The sequence below is a fragment of the Kitasatospora sp. NPDC057500 genome, assembly GCF_042802195.1.
Classification (GTDB): Bacteria; Actinomycetota; Actinomycetes; order Streptomycetales; family Streptomycetaceae; genus Kitasatospora.
On record NZ_JBHVER010000001.1, the window covers coordinates 23,794 to 45,716 of the forward strand.

The 21,923-nt window shown below is 74.5% G+C and carries 17 protein-coding genes; 9 read left to right on the top strand and 8 right to left on the bottom strand.

All coding sequences use genetic code 11. The features are described 5' to 3' along the window. The first annotated feature begins 427 nt into the window (after positions 1 to 427). On the top strand, positions 428 to 1,597 hold the full coding sequence (locus ACFU74_RS00015) for a cytochrome P450 (RefSeq protein ID WP_380749143.1): 1,170 nt from the start codon (positions 428 to 430) through the stop codon (positions 1,595 to 1,597). Between the two features lie 60 nt (positions 1,598 to 1,657). On the opposite strand, the gene ACFU74_RS00020 is transcribed toward ACFU74_RS00015, so the two are convergent. From ACFU74_RS00020 to gndA, 4 genes are all read right to left on the bottom strand, one after another. Then, positions 1,658 to 2,686: an LLM class flavin-dependent oxidoreductase gene (locus tag ACFU74_RS00020; RefSeq protein ID WP_380749146.1), complete on the bottom strand. Its 1,029-nt coding sequence runs from the start codon at positions 2,684 to 2,686 to the stop codon at positions 1,658 to 1,660. Positions 2,687 to 2,773: 87 nt separating this feature from the next. Further along, a complete protein-coding gene (locus ACFU74_RS00025) occupies positions 2,774 to 3,289 on the bottom strand; it encodes a MarR family winged helix-turn-helix transcriptional regulator (protein ID WP_380749149.1) in 516 nt (171 codons plus the stop codon). A 94-nt stretch (positions 3,290 to 3,383) separates the two neighbouring features. After that, positions 3,384 to 4,157: an SDR family NAD(P)-dependent oxidoreductase gene (locus ACFU74_RS00030; protein WP_380749152.1), complete on the bottom strand. Its 774-nt coding sequence runs from the start codon at positions 4,155 to 4,157 to the stop codon at positions 3,384 to 3,386. Between the two features lie 88 nt (positions 4,158 to 4,245). Further along, the gene (gene gndA, locus ACFU74_RS00035; RefSeq protein WP_380749155.1) at positions 4,246 to 5,697 is read right to left on the bottom strand and encodes an NADP-dependent phosphogluconate dehydrogenase; all 1,452 of its coding nucleotides are present in this window, start codon (positions 5,695 to 5,697) and stop codon (positions 4,246 to 4,248) included. Between the two features lie 247 nt (positions 5,698 to 5,944). Between gndA and ACFU74_RS00040 the strand changes: the two genes are divergently transcribed. Further along, on the top strand, positions 5,945 to 7,147 hold the full coding sequence (locus tag ACFU74_RS00040; RefSeq protein ID WP_380749158.1) for a low temperature requirement protein A: 1,203 nt from the start codon (positions 5,945 to 5,947) through the stop codon (positions 7,145 to 7,147). A gap of 106 nt (positions 7,148 to 7,253) precedes the next feature. Here the strand turns inward: ACFU74_RS00040 and ACFU74_RS00045 are convergent, their stop codons facing one another. The 3 genes from ACFU74_RS00045 to ACFU74_RS00055 all read right to left on the bottom strand — a co-directional run bounded on the left by ACFU74_RS00045 (position 7,254) and on the right by ACFU74_RS00055 (position 9,748). Beyond that, positions 7,254 to 7,673, bottom strand: coding sequence for an SRPBCC family protein (locus ACFU74_RS00045; protein WP_380749161.1), 420 nt, complete (start codon positions 7,671 to 7,673; stop codon positions 7,254 to 7,256). Between the two features lie 62 nt (positions 7,674 to 7,735). Further along, positions 7,736 to 8,746, bottom strand: a complete 1,011-nt coding sequence (locus ACFU74_RS00050; RefSeq protein ID WP_380749164.1) for an aldo/keto reductase — start codon at positions 8,744 to 8,746, stop codon at positions 7,736 to 7,738. Positions 8,747 to 9,316: 570 nt separating this feature from the next. After that, positions 9,317 to 9,748 carry a winged helix-turn-helix transcriptional regulator gene (locus ACFU74_RS00055; RefSeq protein ID WP_380749166.1) on the bottom strand — a complete coding sequence of 144 codons (432 nt, stop codon included), beginning with the start codon at positions 9,746 to 9,748 and terminating at the stop codon, positions 9,317 to 9,319. Between the two features lie 172 nt (positions 9,749 to 9,920). Between ACFU74_RS00055 and ACFU74_RS00060 the strand changes: the two genes are divergently transcribed. The 7 genes from ACFU74_RS00060 to ACFU74_RS00090 all read left to right on the top strand — a co-directional run bounded on the left by ACFU74_RS00060 (position 9,921) and on the right by ACFU74_RS00090 (position 19,210). Then, positions 9,921 to 11,357, top strand: coding sequence for a DHA2 family efflux MFS transporter permease subunit (locus tag ACFU74_RS00060; RefSeq protein ID WP_380749169.1), 1,437 nt, complete (start codon positions 9,921 to 9,923; stop codon positions 11,355 to 11,357). A 318-nt stretch (positions 11,358 to 11,675) separates the two neighbouring features. Beyond that, positions 11,676 to 13,322 (top strand): ABC transporter substrate-binding protein, encoded by a 1,647-nt coding sequence (locus tag ACFU74_RS00065; protein WP_380749172.1) that lies wholly within the window; start codon positions 11,676 to 11,678, stop codon positions 13,320 to 13,322. A 1-nt stretch (position 13,323) separates the two neighbouring features. Then, entirely contained in the window at positions 13,324 to 14,301 is a 978-nt protein-coding gene (locus ACFU74_RS00070; protein ID WP_380749175.1) for an ABC transporter permease, read from the top strand. Next, a complete protein-coding gene (locus tag ACFU74_RS00075; protein ID WP_380749178.1) occupies positions 14,298 to 15,155 on the top strand; it encodes an ABC transporter permease in 858 nt (285 codons plus the stop codon). Before ACFU74_RS00070 ends, ACFU74_RS00075 begins: the two co-directional genes overlap by 4 nt. Next, a complete protein-coding gene (locus tag ACFU74_RS00080) occupies positions 15,152 to 16,960 on the top strand; it encodes a dipeptide ABC transporter ATP-binding protein (RefSeq protein ID WP_380749180.1) in 1,809 nt (602 codons plus the stop codon). The genes ACFU74_RS00075 and ACFU74_RS00080 overlap by 4 nt, the downstream gene beginning before the upstream one ends. After that, positions 16,957 to 18,147, top strand: coding sequence for an acyl-CoA dehydrogenase family protein (locus ACFU74_RS00085; RefSeq protein WP_380749183.1), 1,191 nt, complete (start codon positions 16,957 to 16,959; stop codon positions 18,145 to 18,147). The genes ACFU74_RS00080 and ACFU74_RS00085 overlap by 4 nt, the downstream gene beginning before the upstream one ends. 25 nt (positions 18,148 to 18,172) lie before the next feature. After that, the gene (locus ACFU74_RS00090; protein WP_380749186.1) at positions 18,173 to 19,210 is read left to right on the top strand and encodes an LLM class flavin-dependent oxidoreductase; all 1,038 of its coding nucleotides are present in this window, start codon (positions 18,173 to 18,175) and stop codon (positions 19,208 to 19,210) included. Here ACFU74_RS00090 and ACFU74_RS00095 read toward each other — a convergent pair. Beyond that, complete coding sequence (locus ACFU74_RS00095; protein WP_380749189.1) at positions 19,200 to 21,923, bottom strand: BTAD domain-containing putative transcriptional regulator; 2,724 nt, start codon at positions 21,921 to 21,923, stop codon at positions 19,200 to 19,202. The two genes, ACFU74_RS00090 and ACFU74_RS00095, sit on opposite strands and share 11 nt — an antisense overlap.

Here is a 21,923-nt window from a genome sequence, read left to right on the forward strand (position 1 = left end):
CCCCCCGCGGTGCCCGCCGGCCGACCTTTCGGCGAATCCGCAGGTGAACCCACCGGCGAGGTGCGAAAGTTCGCCCACATCCTGCCCCACCAGGACCGGACCGGGTCCAGGGGCACCGTCGACGCCGCCGGTGACAACGCCCTAGGATCCCATTCGCACTCGCGCAGAAGAACGCCCGCCACCGCCGTCCGGCCACCCGGGAAATCCTCCGCACCGCGATGGCCACCCGGATCGGGCGAACGGACCACCGCGCCGCCGACAGCTCCGGCTGAACCGTTTGCCCCCACCGACTTCGAGACGATCGCGAAGCGCCACCGCCCCCCGCGGCACCCGACCCGGCCGCCACCGATCCGTGCACCGGTCCCGGCCGTTCGCGCCCGGATCCCGGCGCCGCCCGTGCACGGTGACATCCAGTCAGGAGGCAGCAATGAAAGCCACGTTCCCCCTCACCACACCGCACCACCTCGACAACGAGCCCGAAGCCGAGGCCCTGCTCGCGCAGGCTCCGGTGGTCCTCGCGACGATGGGACCGGCAGACGTCTGGCTCGCCCTCTCCTACAAGGCGGTGCGCCAGGTCCTGAGCGACAGCCGCTTCAGCCGGGAAGCGGCCACACGTCCGGGCAGCCCGCTGCAACTGTCCGTCGCCGGCGACCCGCTACTGGTCTCCAGCCAGGACGGCGAGCGCCACGCCCGCGTGCGCAAGCTGATGTCGCAGGCGTTCAGCCCGCGCATGGTCGATCAGCTCGAACCGCGCGTGCAGTCCATCGTGGACTCCCTGCTCGACTCGCTCGATCCGACCGCGGATCTGGTGGCAGGCCTCTGCGCCCCACTGCCGTTGATGGTCATCTGCGAACTGCTCGGCGTGCCCTACTCCGAGGCGGAGGCCATCCGCAGGTGGACCAGGCGGCTGTTCGTCACGAACATCACCCCGGACGAACTGCGCTCCGCGCAGGGCGAGATGCAGGAATGGCTCGCCGATCTGGTGCGTCAGAAGCGGGCGCAGCCGGACGACGGACTGATCTCGGCGATGGTCGCCGCCAACGACGAGGGCGACCACCTCACCGAGCCCGAACTGCTGGCCAACCTCGAAGGCCTGCTGATCGCCGGCCACGAGACGACCGTCAACCAGCTGGGCAACTCGTTCCTGACCCTGCTGCGCCACCCGGACCAACTCGCGCTGCTGCGCTCGTCACCGGACCTGATCGGACCGGCGGTCGACGAACTACTGCGCTACAGCAGGCTCTTCACCTCGGCCGAGGTGCGGGTCACGACCGAGCCGGTCGACCTGGAGGGCGTCGAACTGGGGGCGGGCGAACCGGTGCTGCCGGTCATCGTCGCGGCCAACCGCGACCCCGGCGTGTACCCGGATCCCGGCCGCTTCGACATCACGCGCGAAGGACCGGCCGCGCACCTCGCCCTCGGGCACGGCCCGCACTTCTGCCTCGGCGCGGTACTGGCCCGCCGGGAGATGCGGGTGGCGATCGGGTCCGTGGTGAAGCGGTATCCGGGACTGCGCCTCGCCGTTGACGAGTCCGAGCTCACCTACGTGCCGGAACTGGTCTTCCGCGGCCTGCAGGCGTTGCCGGTCACCTGGTGATCCGTGGCCTCCCTGCCGGCCGCGTGACACCCCGGTCCGCGCCCCGGTCCCGCCGGGCCGCTACGCGTCGTCCAGCGGGCGGCCGGGCAGCTCGCGGCGGAGCACCGGGGCGATCTCGGTGAAGAACAGCTCCAGCGTGCCGAGGTAGTCCGCGCGGTCCAGGACCTCGCCGTCCACGTGCAGGTGGAGCAGCTCGTGGCCGAAGTGCGCGTGCTGGCGCAGCACCTTGTCGATGATCTGCTGCGGGCTGCCGACGAGCACCGAGCCGTGCTCGATCCAGTCCTCGACGGTGTCGAAGCGGATCGTGCCGCCGTCCAGGGCCCGGTTGACCTTCAGCCGGGCCTCGAAGACCGGGCGGTAGCGCGCCACCGCCTCCTGGGAGGTGCGGGCGCCGAAGTAGCCCGCGGTGCCCGCGCCGACCAGGGCCCGGGCCGGGTCGCGGCCGTACGCCGCCCAGCGTTCCCGGTAGTGGCGGACGATCGCGGCGTACGGGCCGATGGTGCCGGCGCCGTTGGGGGTGAACAGGGGGTCGCCGTGGCGGGCGGCGAAGTCGGCGGAGTCCGGGTTGCTCCCGGCGCCGTGCCAGATCCGGATCTCGGGCCGGTAGGGGCGCGGCAGCGGTTCGGCGTCCTCCAGCGAGCGGCCGAGCCGGCCCTGCCAGGTGACCTTCTCCTCCCGCCACAGCCGGCGGAACAGCAGGTAGTTCTCCTGGAGCAGCTCCCACTGGTTCTCCCGGGTGACGCCGAACAGGCGGGCGGAGCGCGGGTAGGCGCCCTTGGCCACGATCAGGTCCAGCCGGCCCCCGGCGAGGTGGTCCAGGGTGGCGTAGTCCTCGTAGGCGCGCAGCGGGTCGAGCATGCCGAGGGTGGTGACGGCGGTGAACAGCCGGATCCGCGAGGTGACGGCGGCGATGTGGGCGAGCAGGACGGGCGGTGCGCTGGAGACGGCGGGGCGGTCGTGGCGCTCGCCGATTCCGTAGGCGTCGAAGCCCAGTTCCTCGGCGAACACGGCGTAGTCGACGAGTTCGCGGAGCTGGTCGTGGTGCGGCTTGGACTGGTCGGGCAGGTGGGGCAGGAGCAGGAAGCGCACGGCGGTCCCCCCGGGGCTGCGTCGAGTTGACGTGTCAACCCAAGCATGGGCGTGCCGGGTTGACACGTCAACCGGCTTCGGCGGGTTTCAGGGGGCGGGCCGGTCGTCCTTCAACCGTTCCGTCAGGGCGGCGGAGATGCCGACGAGCGCCCGTCGCTGATCATCCGTCAGGGGATCGGTGAGCCAGCGGCGGATGTGCGCGGCGCGCCGGGGCAGTGCGGCGGCGACCGCGGCCCGCCCCTGGTCCGTGAGCGCCACCACGGCGCCGCGCCCGGCGTCCGGACAGGGCTCCCGGGTGACCAGGCCGCGCCCGGCCATCCGGGTCAGGTGGTGGTGCAGCCGGCTCTTCTCGAACTGGGTGACGCCGCTCAACCGGTAGGGCCGCAGCCGCCCGTCGGGAGCCGCCAGCAGGGCCTGGAGGATGGCGAGGTCCGGCTCGGACAGGCCGGTCTCGTGCTGGAGCTGCTGGGCGAGGCGGCGCCAGAACAGCACCTGGGTCTCGAAGAACCCGCTCCAGACCTCGTCCTCGTGCGCGTCCAGCCACCCCGCCCCGGCCTGCGCCGCCTGCGCCGCCTGCTCCGTCCGTTCCGTCCGCTCAGCCATGCGGCCGATGCTATCGACCGCACGGCGTTGCCCGCGGATGGTCGGCGCCGCCCGCCCGGGCGGCGTCCCCTCCCGGAGGCTGCCGGGAACCGGCTCAGGGGATGATCGTGGGCAGGAGGCCGCCGTCGACGCCGAGAGCGCGGCCGGTGGTGGCCGAGGAGTGCTCGGAGGCCACGTACGTGATCATGTTGGCGACCTCGTGGGGTCGGATCAGGCGCCGGAGCAGGGAGGCGGCGGCGCGGTTCTCGGCGAGGTAGCGGCGTTCCTGCTCGGCGGGGTCGAGGCCGGGGTAGAGCTCCTCGAACATGGCGAGCACGCCGTCGCTCATGGTGGGCCCGGGCAGGACGCAGTTCACCGTGACGCCGGTGCCGGCGACCTCCTGGGCCATGCCCCGGGAGACGGCCAGCTGGGCGGTCTTGGTCATGCCGTACTGGACCATGTCGGGCGGGGTCTGGACGCCCGCCTCGCTGCTGACGAAGACCACCCGGCCCCAGCCGCGCGCGACCATCCGGGGCGTGTAGTGGCGGGCCAGGCGTACCCCGGACAGGACGTTGACCTCGTAGAAGCGCAGCCAGTCCGCGTCGGTGATGTCGAAGACGGGCTTGGTCTCGAAGATGCCGGTGTTGTTGACCAGGATGTCGACGTCGGGCAGTTGCCGGATCAGCTCCGCGGTTCCTTCGGCCGTGCCGACGTCGGCGGCGATGCCGCGTCCGCCGATCCGCTTCGCGGTCTCGGTGACGCGGTCGGGGTTGCGGCCGTTGACCACGACGTCGGCTCCGGCGGCGGCCTGGGTCTGAGCCGCCGCCGCGCCGATTCCGGCCGTTGATCCGGTGACCAGCGCGGTCCGTCCGGTGAGGTCGATCTGCATCGGAGGGGCACCTCTCCTCGATGGGTGGCGGCCGGTCGGCGACCGGCCGCTTCCGGTCGGTGTTCCGCCGGCCGGCCGCGGTGTTCGGCTACGCCGTCCCGGTGTCCGTGCGGACCTCGGGGCGGCCGGGCTCGGCCCAGAGCGTGTGGAAGACGCCCTCGCGGTCGGTGCGGTGGTAGGTGTGGGCGCCGAAGAAGTCGCGCTGGCCCTGGATCAGCGCGGCGGGCAGGTGCTCGCTGCGCAGGGTGTCGAAGTAGGCGAGTGCGGCGGAGAACGCCGGCACCGGGATGCCCCGCAGGGCCGCGGTGGCGACGACCGAGCGCCAGGAGGGCAGGGCGTCGGTGATCTCGGCGGCGAACCGCTCCTCGGCCAGGAGGCTGACCAGGCCGGGGTCGGCGGCGTGAGCGGCGCGGATCCGGTCGAGGAACGCGGCGCGGATGATGCAGCCGCCGCGCCAGATCTTCGCCACCGCCCCGAGGTCGATGTCCCAGCCGTACTCGGCGGCGGCGTCGCGGATCATGGTCCAGCCCTGGTCGTAGGCGATGATCTTCGAGGCGTAGAGGGCCTTCTCGATGTCCAGGACGCTGTGTCCGGGCTCGTGCGGGACCACCTCCGGGCTCTCCGCCGCCAGCGGCCGGTAGGCCTCGCGCAGTTCGGTCCGGGCGGAGGCGACCCGCGCGAAGGTGGCCTGGGCGATGGCGGTGACCGGGGAGCCGAGGTCGAGGGCGGTCTGCACCGTCCAGCGCCCGGTGCCCTTCTGCTCGGCGGCGTCCCGGACGACGTCGACGAAGGGCCGGTCGGTGGCCGCGTCCGTGTGGGCGAGGACCTCGGCGGTGATCCCGATCAGGTAGGAGTCGAGGCGGCCCTCGTTCCATCGGCGGAAGATCCCGGCGATCTCGGCCGGACCGTACCCGCCGACCTCCCGCAGGAGGTGGTAGGCCTCGGCGATGAGCTGCATGTCGGCGTACTCGATGCCGTTGTGCACCATCTTCACGAAGTGGCCGGCCCCGTCGGTGCCGATGTGGGTGCAGCAGGGGTCACCGTCGACGTGGGCGCTGATCCTCTCCAGCATCGGGCCGAGGACGCGGTAGGACTCGGCGGAGCCGCCGGGCATGACCGACGGCCCGTTCAGCGCGCCCTCCTCCCCGCCGGAGACGCCGCTGCCGACGAAGTGGAGGCCGCGTTCGCGCAGGGCCCGCTCGCGGCGGCGGGTGTCGGCGAAGTGCGCGTTGCCGCCGTCGATGATCATGTCGCCCGGCTCCAGCAGCGGGGCGAACTCCTCGATGACCTCGTCGGTGGGCCGGCCGGCCTTCACCATGACCAGCAGCCGGCGGGGGCGCTCCAGCGCGGCCACGAAGTCCTGCGGTGACTCCGCCGGGACGAAGGTGCCCTCGTGGCCGAACTCCTCGACCAGGGCCTTCGTCCGCGCCGGGGTGCGGTTGTGGACCGCGACCGTGTAGCCGTTGCGGGCGAAGTTCCGGGCCAGATTGCGGCCCATCACCGCCAGCCCCGTCACGCCGATCTGTGCGGATGCCTCCATGACGGCTGCTTCCTCTCTCGGGGGGTCCCGCCGGCGCGTCCCCGGGCACCGGAGAGCGCTCCGCGCGGCCGCAACCAGCCTGGCCCCCGGAGGACGGGCACGCGCGGGGAGCTGGCCCGCCCGGGTGATTCCGGACGGAGCACGGGCGGTGCCCTCCGGTACCGGAGCGGGCGGAACTGCTCCCCGGGGGACCGCGCGGCGAAGATCCCGAATTGCGTCCCACCCGGTGCCGTCGGATCGTGAACGCATGCCGAGCCGCCCCCGCGCGCAGGGACGGGACGACGTGACCCGCGAGCCGTTCGCCGGCCTGCGCCGCAGCGTCTCCCCGCTGGAGCTCTTCTTCGACCTGGTCTTCGTCTTCGCCGTCGGCCAGCTCGCGGAGCACCTGCACGAGGAGCTGTCCTGGCGCGGGGCGGGCGAGACCGTGGTGATGCTGGTGGCGGTGCTCAGCTGCTGGGCCCTCACGAGTTTCGACGCCACCTTCCTGGACGTGGAGCTGCCGCGGACGCGGTGGCTGGTGCTGACGGTGATGGGTCTGGGGCTGTACGCCAACGCCCAGATCCCGCACGCGTTCGCGGGCCGGCCGTGGGCCTTCGCCCTCCCGCTGGCCGCCGTCCTGTCCCTGACCGCCGTCACGGCGGCCGTGACCGCCCCGACGGCCGTCCTGCGCCGGCACTACCGCCGGGTGACGGCGTGGGCGGCCTTCTCCGTACCGCTGTGGCTGGTGGGGGCGGCCGCCGGATCCGGGCCGCGGCTGGCCTGGTGGGCCGCCGCCGCGGCCGTCGACATGACCGGCGTGTGGCTGGCGCACCCGCTGCCCGGCAACGTCCTGGTCTCCCGGGACCTCGCGTTCGACGCCGAGCACATGGTGGAGCGGATCCGGCTGTTCATCATCGTGCAGCTCGGCGAGACCGTCCTGACCCTCGGTACGGCGGTCTCCGCCGCCCCGGTCGACGCCCCGACCGTGGCCACGGGCCTCGGCGTGTTCGTCGCCCTGGTGTGCCTGTGCGCGAGCTACTTCCGCGGCGGCGAGGAGATCCTCGCGCGGCACGTCGCCACCACGGCCGACCGGCTGCTGCCCGTGCGGCGCGCCGTCAGCGGCCAGTACCCCACCCTCGCCGGCCTGGTCGCCCTGGCCGTCGGCGCCGAACTCGCCGTCGCCCACCCCACCGGCCACGGCAGCACCACGCTCAGCCTCCTGCTGTTCGGCGGCCCGGTCCTCTACGTGATCACCCAGGCCTGGTGGTACTACACCTCCACCGGCCGGGCCTGGGTAGCGCGGCTGCTCGCCTGCCTGGCCTGTGCCGTCGCGGGCCTGGCCGCGAGGTGGCTGCCCCCGCTGGCGTCCGTGCTGCTGCTCGACGCCGTGCTCGTCGGGCTCGTCCTCGCACTGAAGCAGGTGCACCGGCGCATCCTCGACGAGGCCCCGGCCGACGGGCGCCGGGCCTGATCGCCGCTCCCGCGCGGTCCGGGTCGCGGAACGGGGACGCCCGTGGCCCAGGCGCGCGGTATGCGCGTCCGGGCCAAGGAGCCGGATGCCGGGGCGGCGGTGCGGTTCAGGCGGTGAGGGTCTTGTGGAGGGCTTCGAGGCCGTCGGCGTAGATGCCGTGGAAGAGGTCGACGGCCTCCTGCTCGGTGGCGCCCTTGGGGTTGAAGCGGCCGGACCACTGGACCTCGGCGAGGTCGTCGCGGCCGGGGACGGCGTGGACGCGGATGGTGGAGACGTAGCCGTCGACGGGGAAGGGGGCCTGGAGGATGGCGTAGCTGTACTGGCGCTCGGTCTCGTTGAAGTCGACGAGGCGCTCGACGATCACCTCGCCGTCGGGGTTCTTCAGCTGCCGGACGCGGCCGCCCTCGACGGCGGTGCTCTCGGGGATGTAGGGGAGCCAGTCGGGCAGGGCGTCGAAGCCGCCGATGAGGGCCCAGACCTGCTCGGGGGTGCCGGGGACGGTGCGGCTGACGGACGTGGAGGCCATGGTCGTTTCTCCTGTGTACTGCGGTGGGGGTGTGGGGGGTGTGGGGGGTGGGGGTGTGGGGGTCAGGCGTTGTGGGGCAGGGGGGCGGCGGGGCTGACGAGGCCGGAGGCGCGCAGGTCGGTCCAGAACGCGGTGGGGACGTCCTCGTTGAGGGCGGCGATGTCCTCGGCGATGCGGCTGGGCTTGGTGGCGCCGGGGATGACGGCGGCGGAGGCCGGGTGGGCGAGGGAGAACTGGAGGGCGGCGGCCTTGATGCTCACGCCGTGGCGGGCGGTGAGGTCCTTCAGGCGGGCGACCTTCTCCAGGATCGCGGGCGGGGCGGGCTGGTACTCGAAGTGGGTGCCGCCGGCGAGGACGCCGGAGCTGTAGGGGCCGCCGACGACCATGTCGACGTTCTGCTCCTGGGCGAGGGGGAGCAGGCGCTGGAGGGCGTGGTCGTGGTCGAGGAGGGTGTAGCGGCCGGCGAGGAGGAAGCCGTCGGGCTGCGGCTCGTCGAGGGCGAGGGTGAGCTCGATGGGCTCGGTCTTGTTGACGCCCAGGCCCCAGGCCTTGATGACGCCCTCCTCGCGCAGGCGGGACAGGACGCGGAAGGCGCCGGTGCGGGCCTCCTCGAACTTGCTCAGCCACAGGTCGCCGTGGAAGTCCTGGGCGATGTCGTGGACCCAGACGATGTCCAGGCGGTCGGTGCCCAGGCGCTTGAGGCTGTCCTCGATGGAGCGCTCGGTGGCCTCCGCGGTCCAGACGTGGAGGACCTTGTTGGGGTTGCCGTGCTCGAACAGGCCGCCCTTCTCGCCGAAGTCGGGAACGTCCGTCTCGATCTCGTCGAGGACGACGCGGCCGACCTTGGTGGACAGGACGTACTCGTCGCGCGGCTTGGTGGACAGCACCTCGCCGAGGCGCTGCTCGGACAGGCCCGCGCCGTAGAAGGGGGCGGTGTCGTAGTAGCGCACGCCCTGGTCCCAGGCGGCCTCGACGGTGGCGGCGGCCTCCGCGTCGGGGATCGCGCGGAACATGTTGCCGAGCGGGGCGGTACCGAAGCCGAGCCGGCCGGGGAGGATGTTCTTCAGGGACATGATGATGCCTTTTCGATCAGTGCTGCCGGGGCCGGACGACACCCGGGCGGGGGGCGAGGCACGCGTGGACGGGCGCCTCGGAGGGGCGGCGGCGCTGCGGGCGGGTCACGCGAGGGTGCGCGGCTGCGTTCCGTAGGGCCGGGGGTGAAACACCCCGCATCGACTGGATGCAGAAGCGCCTTGCGTGTCAAAACAATAATTGCACGCGCTGGTTATTGCAAGTGTCTGCCGCGCCACATGCCGGGCGGCCCGCCCGGGCGGCCTTCGCGGTTCTTCGGAGGCGCGGCCCCCACCAAGCTCAGTACCGCCGACCAGGGCGCGCAAGTCGAAGGCCGCCCCTGTATAGACACCGAGTACCGGTGCGCACCCCTGGCACGCACCGGCACGCACACTCCGGCAGCCGCCCGCGGCCTCGGCCCGGGTCCGGTGTGCAGCCCAGGACACCGCTTCGGCCGGGGCCGGGTCCGCCGAAGCGGAGGGGGTCACGCACAGCCCTGTCCCGGCGGAACGGGACGCGGCAACGGAGGCAGCCCCACGGCGCTCGCGAGCGGACCGGTGGAGGGCCGGGCCTCAGAGGTCCCCGGCGCCCGCCGCCTGCTGCCGGTCGTAGGAGTCGCGCGAGCGGGCGATGGCGTCCCGGTGGCGCTCCGCCCAGTCGGTGAGGCCCTTGAGCGAGGCATAGAGGTCGTCGGCCATCTCGGTGCCGCGATACTCCACCTTGGGCGGCACGGTCGCGTAGACGGTGCGCTCGATCAGTCCGTCGCGTTCGAGGTTCCGCAACGTCAGGGTGAGCATGCGGCGGCTGATTCCGGGTACGGACCGTTCGAGTTCGGTGAAACGGACCGGACCGTGGCTGAGGTTGAGCAGGATCCCGATCGCCCACTTTCCGCTGATCCGGTTGAGCGCCTCCAGGACGGTGCACGCCTCGCGGACGGGGGCCGGGCCGTCGACGCCGTCGGCCTCCTCGATGTCCTCGATCACATCGTTGTTCCCCAGGAACATGAAAGTGCCTCCTTACGGTGGACTTGATGGTCACACAGGATGGTCGCTGTAACAAGAAGTGCCCTCAGGGAGCGCGGGCGCCACCGGGCGCCCCTCCCCGGCCATTCCCCGAAGGACTCCTCCGATGACCACGCAAGCCCCGCCGTCCCTCCAGCCTTCCAGGTCACGCTGGTTGGCACTGGGGGTCCTCTGCACCGGCAACCTGATGATCATCCTCGACGGTTCGATCGTGACCGTCGCCCTCCCGACCATCCAGACCGACCTCGGCTTCACCCAGTCCGGCCTGGCCTGGGTGGTCAACGCCTACCTCATCGCGTTCGCCGGGCTGCTGCTGCTCTCCGGCCGACTGGGCGACCTGCTGGGCGGCCGGCGCGTCTTCAGCGCGGGCCTGGGCCTGTTCACGGTGGCCTCGCTGGCCTGCGGCCTGTCCTCCTCCTCGACGGCGCTGGTGGTGTTCCGGTTCGTCCAGGGGGTCGGCGGGGCGCTCGCCTCGGCCGTCGTCCTGGGCATGATCATCACCCTGTTCCCCGACGCCGGCGAGCGCGCCAAGGCGCTGGCGGCGTACGCGTTCGTCTCCGCGGCCGGCGCCTCGCTGGGCCTGATCCTGGGCGGCGTGCTGACGCAGAGCCTCAGCTGGCCGTGGGTGTTCTACGTCAACGTGCCGATCGGCCTGGTGGCGCTCGTGCTGACGCAGAGCGTGGTGCCCGGCGGGAAGGGGCCGGGGCTGCGCGAGGGCGCCGACCTGGTCGGTTCGGTGCTCGCCACCGGCGGTCTGATGCTGCTGGTCTACACGATCATCAAGGCCGAGGAGTACACCTGGGGCGACGGCCGCACGCTGGGCCTGCTGGTCGGCTCGCTGGTGCTGCTGGCCGGTTTCGTGGTCCGCCAGGCGTTCGCGGCCAAGCCCCTGCTGCCGCTGCACATCTTCCGCTCCCGGGCGGTCTCCGGCGCCAACGGCATCATGGTCCTGATGGTCGCCGGCCTGTTCGGCTACCAGTTCTGCACCGCGCTCTACTTCCAGAACGTCCTGGGCTACGACGCGCTGAAGACCGGGCTCGCCTTCCTGCCCGCCCCGGTCACCATTGCGATCGTCTCGCTGGGCTTCGCGGTCAAACTGAACGAGAAGTTCGGGCCCCGCCGGGTGCTGGTCGTCGGCCTGCTGCTGGTGGCCGCGGCGCTCGCACTGCTGGCCCGGGTGCCGAGCGACGGAAGCTTCCTCGCCGACATCGTGCCGCCGTTCGTGCTGCTGGGCCTCGGCTTCGGTGCGGCCATGCCGGCGCTGATCGGCCAGGCCATGTCGGTCACCTCTCCCCATGACGCCGGCATCGCCTCCGGCCTGGTGAACACCACCCAGCAGGTCGGCGCCTCGATCGGCACCGCCGTACTCGCCACGGTGGCCGCCTCCCGCACCGCGACGCTGCTCGGCGAGGGCGACAGCAAGGTGGTGGCGCTCACCGGCGGATTCCACCTCTCCTACGGGCTGAGCGCCGTGTTCGTGGCGGTCGGCGTCCTGGTGGCCGCCTTCGTCCTGCGCAGCCCTGCGGTCGGCCCCGAGAGTGCCCCCGGACCGGACCTCAAGTCTGCGGACTCCCCCGTGTCGCACATTTGACGGTCCCCGTGCGGCCGTTCCGGAGGGCTCCCCGGAACGGCCGCACCACCCCGACGGCGCGCACCGCCGCCGGGCCGCACCGCATTCCGCACCACGTCGGAGCCCGCCGGCCGAGCACACCCGCGAGCGTCCCGCCCCCAAACCCGCGGGCCCCGGAAAAGGGCCCGGGTAGGGGGACGGTCAGGGGGGTCGGATCCGGACGGAGCCAGCAGACTCGTCGCATCGTCCGCGGCCGGGGCCATCAGCGCCCCCCTCGGGATGGGCGGGCCCCAGGCCGCCCACCGTCCCCCCGCCTCGCGCAGGATCGAGAAAGAACCCATGTACACCAGACGCCGTTTCCTCCGTCTCCCGGTCGCCCTGACCGCCGCCGCCGTCATCGGCTCCGCCGTCCTCACGGCCTGCTCCGACTCCTCCGCCCCGCCCTCCGCGAGGAGCGACGGCGGCACCCTGCGCTACGGCGCCGCCGTCGAACCCGACAGCTGGGACCCGCACGCCGCGTCCACCGCCGTCACCGGGCGGCTGCTGCGCCCGGTGCTGGAGTCGCTGGTCGCGATCGCTCCGGACGGGACCGTCAAGCCGTGGCTGGCCGATTCGTGGACGGTCTCGCCCGACGGCCTCACCTACACCTTCACCCTGCGCAGCGGCGTGACCTTCAGCGACGGCACCCCGTTCGACGCGGCGGCCGTGAAGGCGAACTTCGACCACGTCACGGCGGCGAAGACGGCGTCCAAGCGGGCGGCCGGACTGCTCGGCCCCTACAAGGAGACCGAGGTGGTCGACCCGCGCACGGTGGCCGTGCACCTGACGGCCCCTCACTCCTCCTTCCTCAGCTCGGTGGGGAGCACCTTCCTCGGCTTCCACTCCCCCGCCGCACTGCGCGACCACGGAGGCGACCTCTCCTCCGGCGGCGCGTTCGTCGTCGGCACCGGCCCGTTCACCTTCGAGTCGGTGACGCCGGGTCAGCAGGCGGTGTTCAAGCGCCGGGCCGACTACAACTGGGCCCCGCCGACCGCCGCCCACCAGGGGAAGGCGAAGCTGGAGAGCATCGTCGTGCTGCTGCTGAAGGAGGACGCCTCCCGGGTCGGCGCCCTGACCTCAGGCCAGGTCGACGCCGCCGAGCTGATCCCCGCCAACCGGCTGGCCGGCCTGCGCGGCCAGAACGGCGTCGAGGTGGTCCGCAAGGCGATCCCCGGCGTCCCCTACACCTACTACCTCAACACCGCCCGCGCGCCGTTCGACGACCCGCGCACCCGGCAGGCCGTCCGGCACGCCATCGACTTCGCCGGGATCGTCAAGGGCATCTTCCAGGGCGAGTACGAGCAGGCCTGGGGGCCGCTGGCGCCCTCCACCCCCGGCGCCGAGCCGTCGTTCGCCAAGCCGGCCTGGGAGTACGGCAAGGAGAAGGCGGAGAAGCTGCTGGACGAGGCCGGCTGGACCGGGCGGGACGCCGAGGGCTACCGCACCAAGGACGGCAAGCGCCTCACCGCCGAGCAGCCGTACGTGCAGACCTTCGTCTCGGCCCAGAACCACACCTTCGACGTGGGCGTGCAGGACGCGCTGAAGCAGGTCGGCATCGAGCTGAAGCTGGTGCCGCTGGACTCCGCGGGCTCCATCGGGCGCACCGGCAAGGGCGACTACGACGTGTTCGCCTTCGCCTGGCAGGGCTCCGACCCGAGCCTGCTGCGCAGCCTCTACCACTCCAAGTCCCAGTTCGGGGGCGGCGGGGCGAACGGCAGCCGGGTCAAGGACGCCGAGATCGACGGCTGGCTGGACCAGGCCGATGCGACCGTGGACGCCGCGCAGCGCGCCGAGCTGTACCGCAAGGTCCAGCGGAAGATCGTCGAGCAGGCGTACTCGTTCCCGGCCTACATCGCCACCATGGACGTCGCCCGGCACGGCAAGGTGGACGGGCTGGTCCTGGACGTCGACGCCAACACCGACTTCTACGGCATCGGGGTGGCCTGAGGTGTCCGACCGCGCCCGGCTCGTACCGCGAGGGCACGTGCCGCCCTGGGCCAGGTTCGTCGCCCGGCGGCTCGCGGCGGGGCTGGTGGTGGTGTGGGGGACGCTCACGGTGACGTTCTTCGCCCTCCACCTCGCCCCCGGCGACATCGTGGACGGACTGATCGGGCCGGGCGCCGCCGCCACCCCGGCCCTGCGGGACCAGGTGATCGCCGAGAACGGCCTGGACGACCCGCTGCTCGTCCAGTACGGCCGCCAGCTCGCCCAGTTGGCGAGCGGCGGCCTCGGCTGGTCGTACCAGCTCAACGAGCCGATCGAGCGGCTGCTCGGCAGCCAGCTCGGTCCGACCGTCGAGCTGGCGGTGTCGGCGCTGGTCACCGCGCTGGTGCTGGCGGTGCTGGCGGCCGTCCTGACGGCCGGCCGGGGCCGGGCGGTGCGCGGCGCCGCCGCTCTGGCCGAGCTGCTGATGGTGTCGATGCCGTCGTTCTGGCTGGGCATCATCCTGCTGACGGTGTTCTCCTACCGGCTGCACGTGCTGCCCTCGATCGGGGCGGACGGGCCGGCGGCGCTGGTGCTGCCGACGCTCGCGCTGGCGCTGCCACTGGCCGGAGTGCTCGCCCAGGTGATCCGCCAGGAGCTGGAGAGCGCCGAAGGCCGCCCGTTCGTGCTGACCGCGCGCTCGCGCGGCCTGGGCGCGACGGCGGTGCTGCTGCGGCACACCCTGCGGCACTCGCTGCTGCCGCTGACCACACTGGCCGGCTTCGTCCTGGGCAGCCTGTTCGGCGGCGCGGTGCTGGTGGAGAACATCTTCACCCGGCCGGGCCTGGGCCGGGTGCTGGCCAACGCGGTCGGCTCGCGCGACCTGCCGGTGGTCAGCGCCCTGGTGGTCATCTCCAGCGCGGCGTTCGTGGTCGTCAACACCCTGGTGGACGTGCTCCACCCGCTGATCGACCCCCGGCTGCGCGAGGGAGGAACGGCATGAGCACCGTGACCGCCCTCCTCGACCGGCCGGCCGCGGCCGCCGCCCGCCGGGGCGCGCTGCTGCGCTCGCCGGCCCGCCTGGCGCCGCTGCTCCTGCTGGCCGCGGTGGCGCTCGTGCTGGCCTTCCCCGGGGTGTTCGCCACCCACGCCCCCGAGGCGACGGACGTCGCGGCGGCGCTGCGCCCGCCCGGTGCCGAGCACTGGCTGGGCACCGACCAGCTCGGCCGGGACGTCTGGTCGCGGCTGGTGCACGGGACCAGGCTGTCGCTGCTGATCGCGGTCGGCGCGACGCTGATCGGGGTGGGCGGCGGCGCGCTGCTCGGCCTGGTCGCCGGCTGCGGCGGACGACGCGTCGACTTCGCCCTGATGCGGGTGGTGGACGTGCTGCTGGGCTTCCCCGAACTGCTGCTCGCGCTGATGGTGGTGGCGCTGCTGGGCGGCGGCACGGTCAACGTGGCGATCGCCATCGGCATCGCCGGAGTGCCCAACTACGCCCGGCTGGTGCGCGGCCAGGCGCGGCTGGTGCTGCGCTCGGAGTACGTGGAAGCGGCGCGGGTGCTGGGGGTGCCGGCCTGGCGGTCGGTGCTGCGGCACGTGCTGCCGAACGTCGGCGGCCCGCTGGTGGTGCTGGCCTCCATCGGGCTGGGCTCGGCCATCATCTCGGGCTCCGGGCTCAGCGTGCTCGGCCTGGGCCCGGTCCCGCCGGAGGCGGACTGGGGCTCGATGGTCGCCGACGGCAAGGACTTCCTCCAGACGGCGTGGTGGATCTCGATCGCGCCCGGCCTGGCCGTCTCGGCCGTGGTGGTCTGCACCACGCTGATCGGCCGTTCGCTGCAGCTGAGGGCGGTGCGATGACGACGACAACGAAGACGACCGCGACGAGGGCGACGGCCGGGGACGCCGGTGCGCCGGTGCCGGGCCCGCTCGTGCGGGTGGAGGGGTTGCGGGTGTCGTTCCCCGGCGCGCCGCGGCCCGCCGTGGACGGGGTGTCACTGGCCGTCGGCCCCGGGGAGTGCGTGGCGCTGGTCGGCGACTCCGGCTCGGGGAAGTCCGTCACCTCGCGCTCCCTCATCGGGCTGGCGGGTGCCAGGGCCCGGGTGTCCGCCCGGACCCTGGAGGTGGCCGGGGCGGACGCCTCCGGCTTCGGCGAACGGCAGTGGCGCGCGGTGCGCGGCCGACGGGTCGCCATGGTCTTCCAGGACGCGCTGACCGCGCTGGACCCGCTGCGCACCGTCGGCGCCGAGATCGCCGAGGCGGCCCGCCTCGGCGGCACCGCCGGCCCGGACGGCGACGCCCGGGTGGTGGAACTGCTCACGGCGGTGGGCGTGCCGGAGCCGGAGGCCCGGCGCACCCAGTACCCGCACCAGCTCTCCGGCGGGCTGCGCCAGCGCGCGCTGATCGCCTCGGCGCTGGCCGCCGACGCCCCGCTGCTGATCGTCGACGAGCCGACCACCGCGCTGGACGCGATCGTCCAGGCGCAGATCCTCGCGCTGCTCGGCCGGCTCAAGGACGAGGGCCGGGGACTGCTGCTGGTCAGCCACGACCTGGCGGTGGTGGCGCAGTTGGCGGACCAGGTGCTGGTGCTGCGGCGGGGCGAGGTGCTGGAGAGCGGGCCGGCCGACCGGGTGCTGTCCGCCCCGGAGCACCCGTACACCCGGATGCTGCTGGACGCGGTGCCCTCGGGCCGCCCGCCGGCCCGTCCCACCCAGGCCCCGCCCAGGGCAGCGGACGCCGAGGCAGCGGACGCCGAGGAAGCGGTCCCGGTGCTGACCGGGCGCGGGCTGGTCAAGGCCTTCGCCCCGGGCGGGCCGAGGGCCCTCGACGAGGTCGGGTTCACCCTGCGGGCGGGCGAGGCGCTGGGCGTGGTCGGCGAGTCCGGCTCGGGCAAGACCACGCTGGCGCGGGTCGCGATGGGTCTGTCCCGTCCCGACGCCGGGGAGGTGCTGCTGCACGGGCGGCCCTGGTCGGCGCTGCCGGAGCGGCGGCGCCGGGCCGAGCGCTCGGCGATCCAGTTCGTCCAGCAGGACCCGTACGCCTCGGCGGACCCCCGGTTCACCGTGGCACGGATCATCGGCGAGGCGCTGCCGGGACTGCGGCGCGCCGAGCGGGCCCGGCGGTGCGCGGAACTCCTCGACCAGGTCGGCCTGTCGGCCGACCTGCTCTCCCGCCGGCCGCACCAGCTGTCCGGCGGTCAGCGCCAGCGGGTGGCCATCGCCCGGGCGCTGGCGGGCCGTCCGCAGGTGCTGGTCTGCGACGAGCCGGTCTCGGCGCTGGACGTCTCGGTCCAGGCGCAGGTGCTGGAGCTGCTGGACCGGCTGCGGCGCGAGCGGGGCATCGCCCTGCTGTTCATCACCCACGACCTGGCCGTGGTGCGGCAGGTCACCGACCGGCTGCTGATCATGCGCGGCGGGTCGGTCGTCGAGGAGGGCGAGACCGAGCGGATCTTCGAGGCCCCCGCCCACCCGTACACCCGGGCCCTGCTGGACGCCGTCCTGCGGCTGCCCGGCACGGACGGTGCGGACGGTGCGGGCAGCACGGACGGGACGCACGGCGCTGGTGGTACGCGCGGCGCGGACCTCACCGGCCGCGACGGCCCGCAGCAGGACACCGAACACGTCGCCGGGCAGGACGGCGAGCACGTCACGAAGTGGGAGACATGACTGACACGACGACGGACGCCGTCCCCGAGGCCGCCGAGGTGTGGCTGCGGCGGGCCGAGGAGGTCGGGGCGCGGCTGGCGCCCGGCGCCGCCCGGCGCGACCGCGAGGGCACCCCGCCGGTGCGGGAGATCCGGCTGCTGAAGGAGACCGGCCTGGTGACCCTGCTGGGGCCGGTCGAGTACGGCGGGGCGGGGCAGAGCTGGTCCACCGCGTTCCGGGTGGTGCGCACCGTCGCGGCGGCCGACGCCTCGCTCGGCGAACTGCTGGCCCACCACTACGTGTGGGTGTCGATCGCCGAGTTCATCGGCACCGACGAGAAGATCCAGCACATCGGCGAGGTGTCGGCCCGGGCCCGGTGGTTCTTCAGCGGGTCCTCGAAGCCCCGCTCAGCACCCCTGGTGATCCGGGACACGGGCCGCGAGATGCTGTTCCACGGGCGGCTGGAGCGCGCCCTGGGCCACCCGGTGTCGGACATCACCATCCTGGAGGGCTTCCTGGAGGACGGCGACACCCCGATCAGCGCCCTCGCGATGAGCGACCACGTGGGGCTGTCCTTCGAGCCCGGTGCCGAGGAGTTCGGGCTGCGGTCGCTGGCTGCCGGGACCGTGGTCGCCGACGGCGCGAACATTCCGTGGACCGGGGCGCTCGGCCACGTCGACAAGGCCTTCGTGCCCCGGGTCTACAACACCTTCCTCACCCCGGCCTTCCAGCTCGCCCAGGCCAACGCGCTGATCGGCGCGGCCCGGGGCGCGCTGGACGCCGCCGCCCGGCACGCCCGCGAGCAGTGGTCGGAGGCGCCGCTGACCGAGGCCGCCGCCGCGGACGCGGCCCGGCACTACGGCGCCCTGGCCTCCGCGCTGTGGGCGGTGGAGGCGTTCGCCGACACCGTCGGCGCCGAGGCGGACGCCCTGCACGCCCGGCGCCGCACGGTGACCGAGGAGGAGCGCGGCCGGCACGCCGTCCGGGTCGCGGCGCTGGCCGCGCAGGCCGGCGCGGCCGCCGACGCGGTCACCGCCGGCGCGCTCGGGGCGGGCGGCCCCGGCGGCGCCGAGGCCGCGGCCGGGCTGGACCGCTACTGGCGGGACACCAGGGCGCGGCGGGTGCACGAGGACGACCCCGGGCGCGCCCGGATCGTGGGCCGCCACCTCCTGCACGGCGAAGTCCCCCGCCCCACCTGGTACGCGTGACACCCCGAGTAAGGAGCACCCCCGCATGACCGGCAGTTCCCCGACCGTCCCGCTGTCCGTCCTCGACATATCGTCCATCGACTCCGCCGGCCGCCCCGCCGACACCCTGGCCGGCACCCGCCGACTGGTGGCGGCCGCCGACGAGCTGGGCTACACCCGGTTCTGGGTGGCCGAGCACCACAACTCGCGCGGGATCGCCGGCTCCGTCCCGGCCGTCCTGCTGGCCGCGCTCGGCGAGCGGACCAGCCGGATCCGGATCGGCGCGGGCGGAGTGATCCTGCCCAACCACCCGCCGTACGCCGTCGCGGAGTCCTTCCGGACGCTGGCCGCGCTGTTCCCCGGCCGGGTGGACCTGGGCATCGGGCGCTCGGGCGCGGACCCGGTGCTCTCCCACGCGCTGCGCCGGGCGCCCGACGAGGACTTCCCGGCGGCGCTGGAGGAACTGCTCGCCTTCGTCGACGGCGGCTTCCCGGACGGGCACGTGTACCGGCGGCTGGAGGCCCTTCCGGAGCCGCCGCTGCCGCCGCGGCCGTGGCTGCTGGGCGCCAGTGTGCGCAGCGCCGTGGACGCGGGCCGGCGCGGGCTGCCGTACGCGTTCGCCCACCACTTCTTCAACTCGCGCGGCACCGAGGAGGCGCTGCGGGCGTACCGGGAGAGCTTCCGGCCCTCGGCCCGGGCGGAGCGGCCGCACACGATCGTCACCGCCTACACGGTGTGCGGGGAGACCTCGGAGCAGGCCCGCCGACTGGCGGCGCCGGCGCTGTTCCCGGTGCTGCGGTTGAACGGCGCCTCGCCGATCGCGCCGCTGCCCACCGTCGAGGAGGCGGCGGCGTACCCGTGGACCGAGGCCGAGCGGGCCGCCGCCGACGCGCTGCTCAGCACCCAGGCGGTCGGTGACGCCGAGGAGGTCCGCCGGGCGCTGGCGGACCTGCTGGAGCGCACCGGCGCGGACGAGCTGATGGTGACCAACAACGTCACCGACGTCGGGGAGAAGATCCGCTCGCTGGAACGCGTGCGGGAACTCGCCCCGGCGCTGCCCGTCCCCGCCGGGGTCAGCCCGTAACGGCCGGGTGGCGGCGACGGGCGCGGGTGCCGAGGCTGTCGCGGATGCGGCGGTGGTGGGTGACCAGCCAGACCCGCTCGGGCTCCCCGGGCGGGCAGCGGTCCAGGGCGTGGTCGAGGCAGCTGACCGCGAGCGCGTCGTCGCCCGCGGCGGCGGCCCGGGCGGACGCCCCGACCAGGGCCTCCCAGGCACGGCGCTCCATCGTCTCCACCGGGGTGCCGTCCGCCTCGGCGAGCGCGACGGCGCGGTCGTAGTGGAAGGCCAGCAGCCCGGGGCGGGGCACGTCCAGCAGGGCGGCCCAGTCGGCCGCCCGCAGGTGGCGTTCGACCAGGACGCGGCCGGGCAGCTGGGCGAGCGCGACATCGCGGCTGACGGCGTACCGGAAGGCGTACTCGACGTCTCCGGGGACGCTGCTGCGCCGCACCCGGCGCAGCAGTTCGCGCGACTCCAGGAGCTCCAGGCTGCGGCCGACCTCCTCGGGGTCGCGCCGGCTGACGGCGGCGACCGCGCCGCGCCACAGCGTGCCGCCGACGACCGCGGCGTCGCGCAGCACCGAGCGGGAGGTGCGGTCGAGGCCGTCGAGCTGGGCGGCGGCGACGGCGAGGACGGCCGGCGGGTGGGCCGCGGCCGGGTCCGCGCCGACGTCCGCCGCCCGCGCGTAGGCCTGGGCGAACAGCGGGTTGCCGTCGGCGAGGGCCGCGCGGCGGTCGTCGGCGGGCGTCGGGTGGCGGCGGCCGGAGGCGGCGCCGATCACGGTGGCGGTGGCCGCGGTCGACAGCGGCGCCACGTGCAGCAGGACCGAGCGGCGCTTGGCGCACCCCCAGGAGGGCCTGGTGTGGAGCAGTTCGGAGCGGGCGCCGGCGATCAGCAGCAGGGCGACCGGACCGAGCCGGACGGTGAGGTCCTCGACGAAGGAGCGGACGAAGTCGGCGGCGCGGTGGAGGTCGTCCAGGACGACCACCAGCGGGCGGTCGGCGGCCGCCTCCTCCAGGAACTGCCGCAGCGCGCCGAGGACCTCCTCCCGTGGGACGGCGCCGCCGTTCTGGGCGGAGGCAGCCGGGGCGGGCAGGCCGAGGCAGGCGGCGAGCGCGGTGACGATCGGTCCGGTGGCGGCGTGCGGGAAGAGCCCGCGCACGACGCCGGTCAGCGCGGGCAGGACGACGGCCGCCGGCGCGCCGGCGCGGATGCCCGTGTAGGCGCGGACCACGCCGGCCAGTGGCTCGTAGGGGGTGTGGGCGTCGAAGGCGGGGGTGCCCGCGTGGAGCACCCGGGGTGCCGGCGGCCCGGCGCCGTCGCGCAGCGCGGCGGCGAACTCCCCGATCAGCCGGGTCTTGCCGATGCCGGGCTCGCCGAGCACCGTGACCAGGTGCGGCAGTTGGCGTCGGACGGTGTCCTGGTAGGCGCCGCGCAGCAGGTTCAGTTCATGGGTGCGCTCCAGGAACGGCGGTTCGGCGGGGCGCCCGGACGGCCCGCCGCCGTCGGGGCGGGAGGGCCCGGGGCGGTGGACGCCGGGGACGCCGGGGACCGGGGCGAAGCCCAGGCCGGCGCCGCCTGCCTCGACGGTGGCGTCGGCGGCCCACAGCTCCCCGCGGGGGACCTGGAGCAGCAGGTGGTGGCAGGCGTCCAGGACCTGGCCGGTGACCTCCACGGGCTCGGGCCCGCTGTCGTCGTAGGTGACCACCACCTCGCCGGTGCCGACCACGAGGTGGGCGACCGGCCGGGCGGCGGTGGCCGCGGTGCCGGGCGCCGGTCCGGGCACGGCGGCCCCGGGGGCGGCCGGTCCGGGCCCCTCGAAGCGGCGGCGCAGGGCGAGGGCGGCGTGCAGGGCCCGCTCGGCGTCGTCCTCGTGGGCCCGGGGAACGCCGAAGACGACCAGCCACACCGAGCCGAAGGCGCGGCGCACGTGTCCGCCGAAGGGCGCCATCTCGCGCCGGATGTCGGCGGTCAGCTCCTTGACGGCGTGGTCGACGTGCTCGGGGGCGGGGGCGCCGCCGTCGGCCGTCCACCGGGCGCGGACCATGACGACGCTGGCCGGGCGCCGCTCGACCCGTTCCCAGGACGCGCGGACGGCGTGCTCGTCGGCCGGGGCGTCGGTGGTCCCGGCGCGGCCGGCGCCGCGGTCTTCGGTGCGGTCGTCGGTGCGGTCGTCGGTGCGAACGGGCAGGGCGGGCGACGGCGCGGCGGGTGCCGGCCGGGGGCGGGGCGGCTGCGGGGCAGCGGCCGGGGTCCGGGGTCCGGCCGGGGGCGGGAAGTCCGCCCCGCCGCCCGGGGCGGCGGTGAGCCGCAGCGCCAGGGCCGGGTCGTGGCTCAGGATCGCGCGCTGGAGGCGTCGCAGGTCGCGGCCGGGCTCCAGGCCGAAGCGGTCGGCGAGCAGGTCCCGGGTGCGCCGGTAGCGGTCCAGCGCCTCGGGCTGGCGCCCGCAGTTGTAGAGGACGACCATCAGCTGGGCGACCAGGCGTTCCCGGGTCGGCTCGGCCTCCAGCAGGGACTCCAGCTCGCCGATCAGCTCGCGGTCCCGCCCCATCGCCAACTCGGCTTGGACGCAGTCCTCGTGGACGGCGAGCCGGGTTCCCTGGAGAGCGGCCAGTTCGGGCCAGGTGAGCCCGGCGTCGCTCACGTCGGCGAGCACCGGGCCGCGCCACAGGCCGAGGGCGCGGCGCAGCAGTTCCGAGGCCTGCGTCCAGTCGCCGGCCGCCAGTCGGGCCCGGCCCAT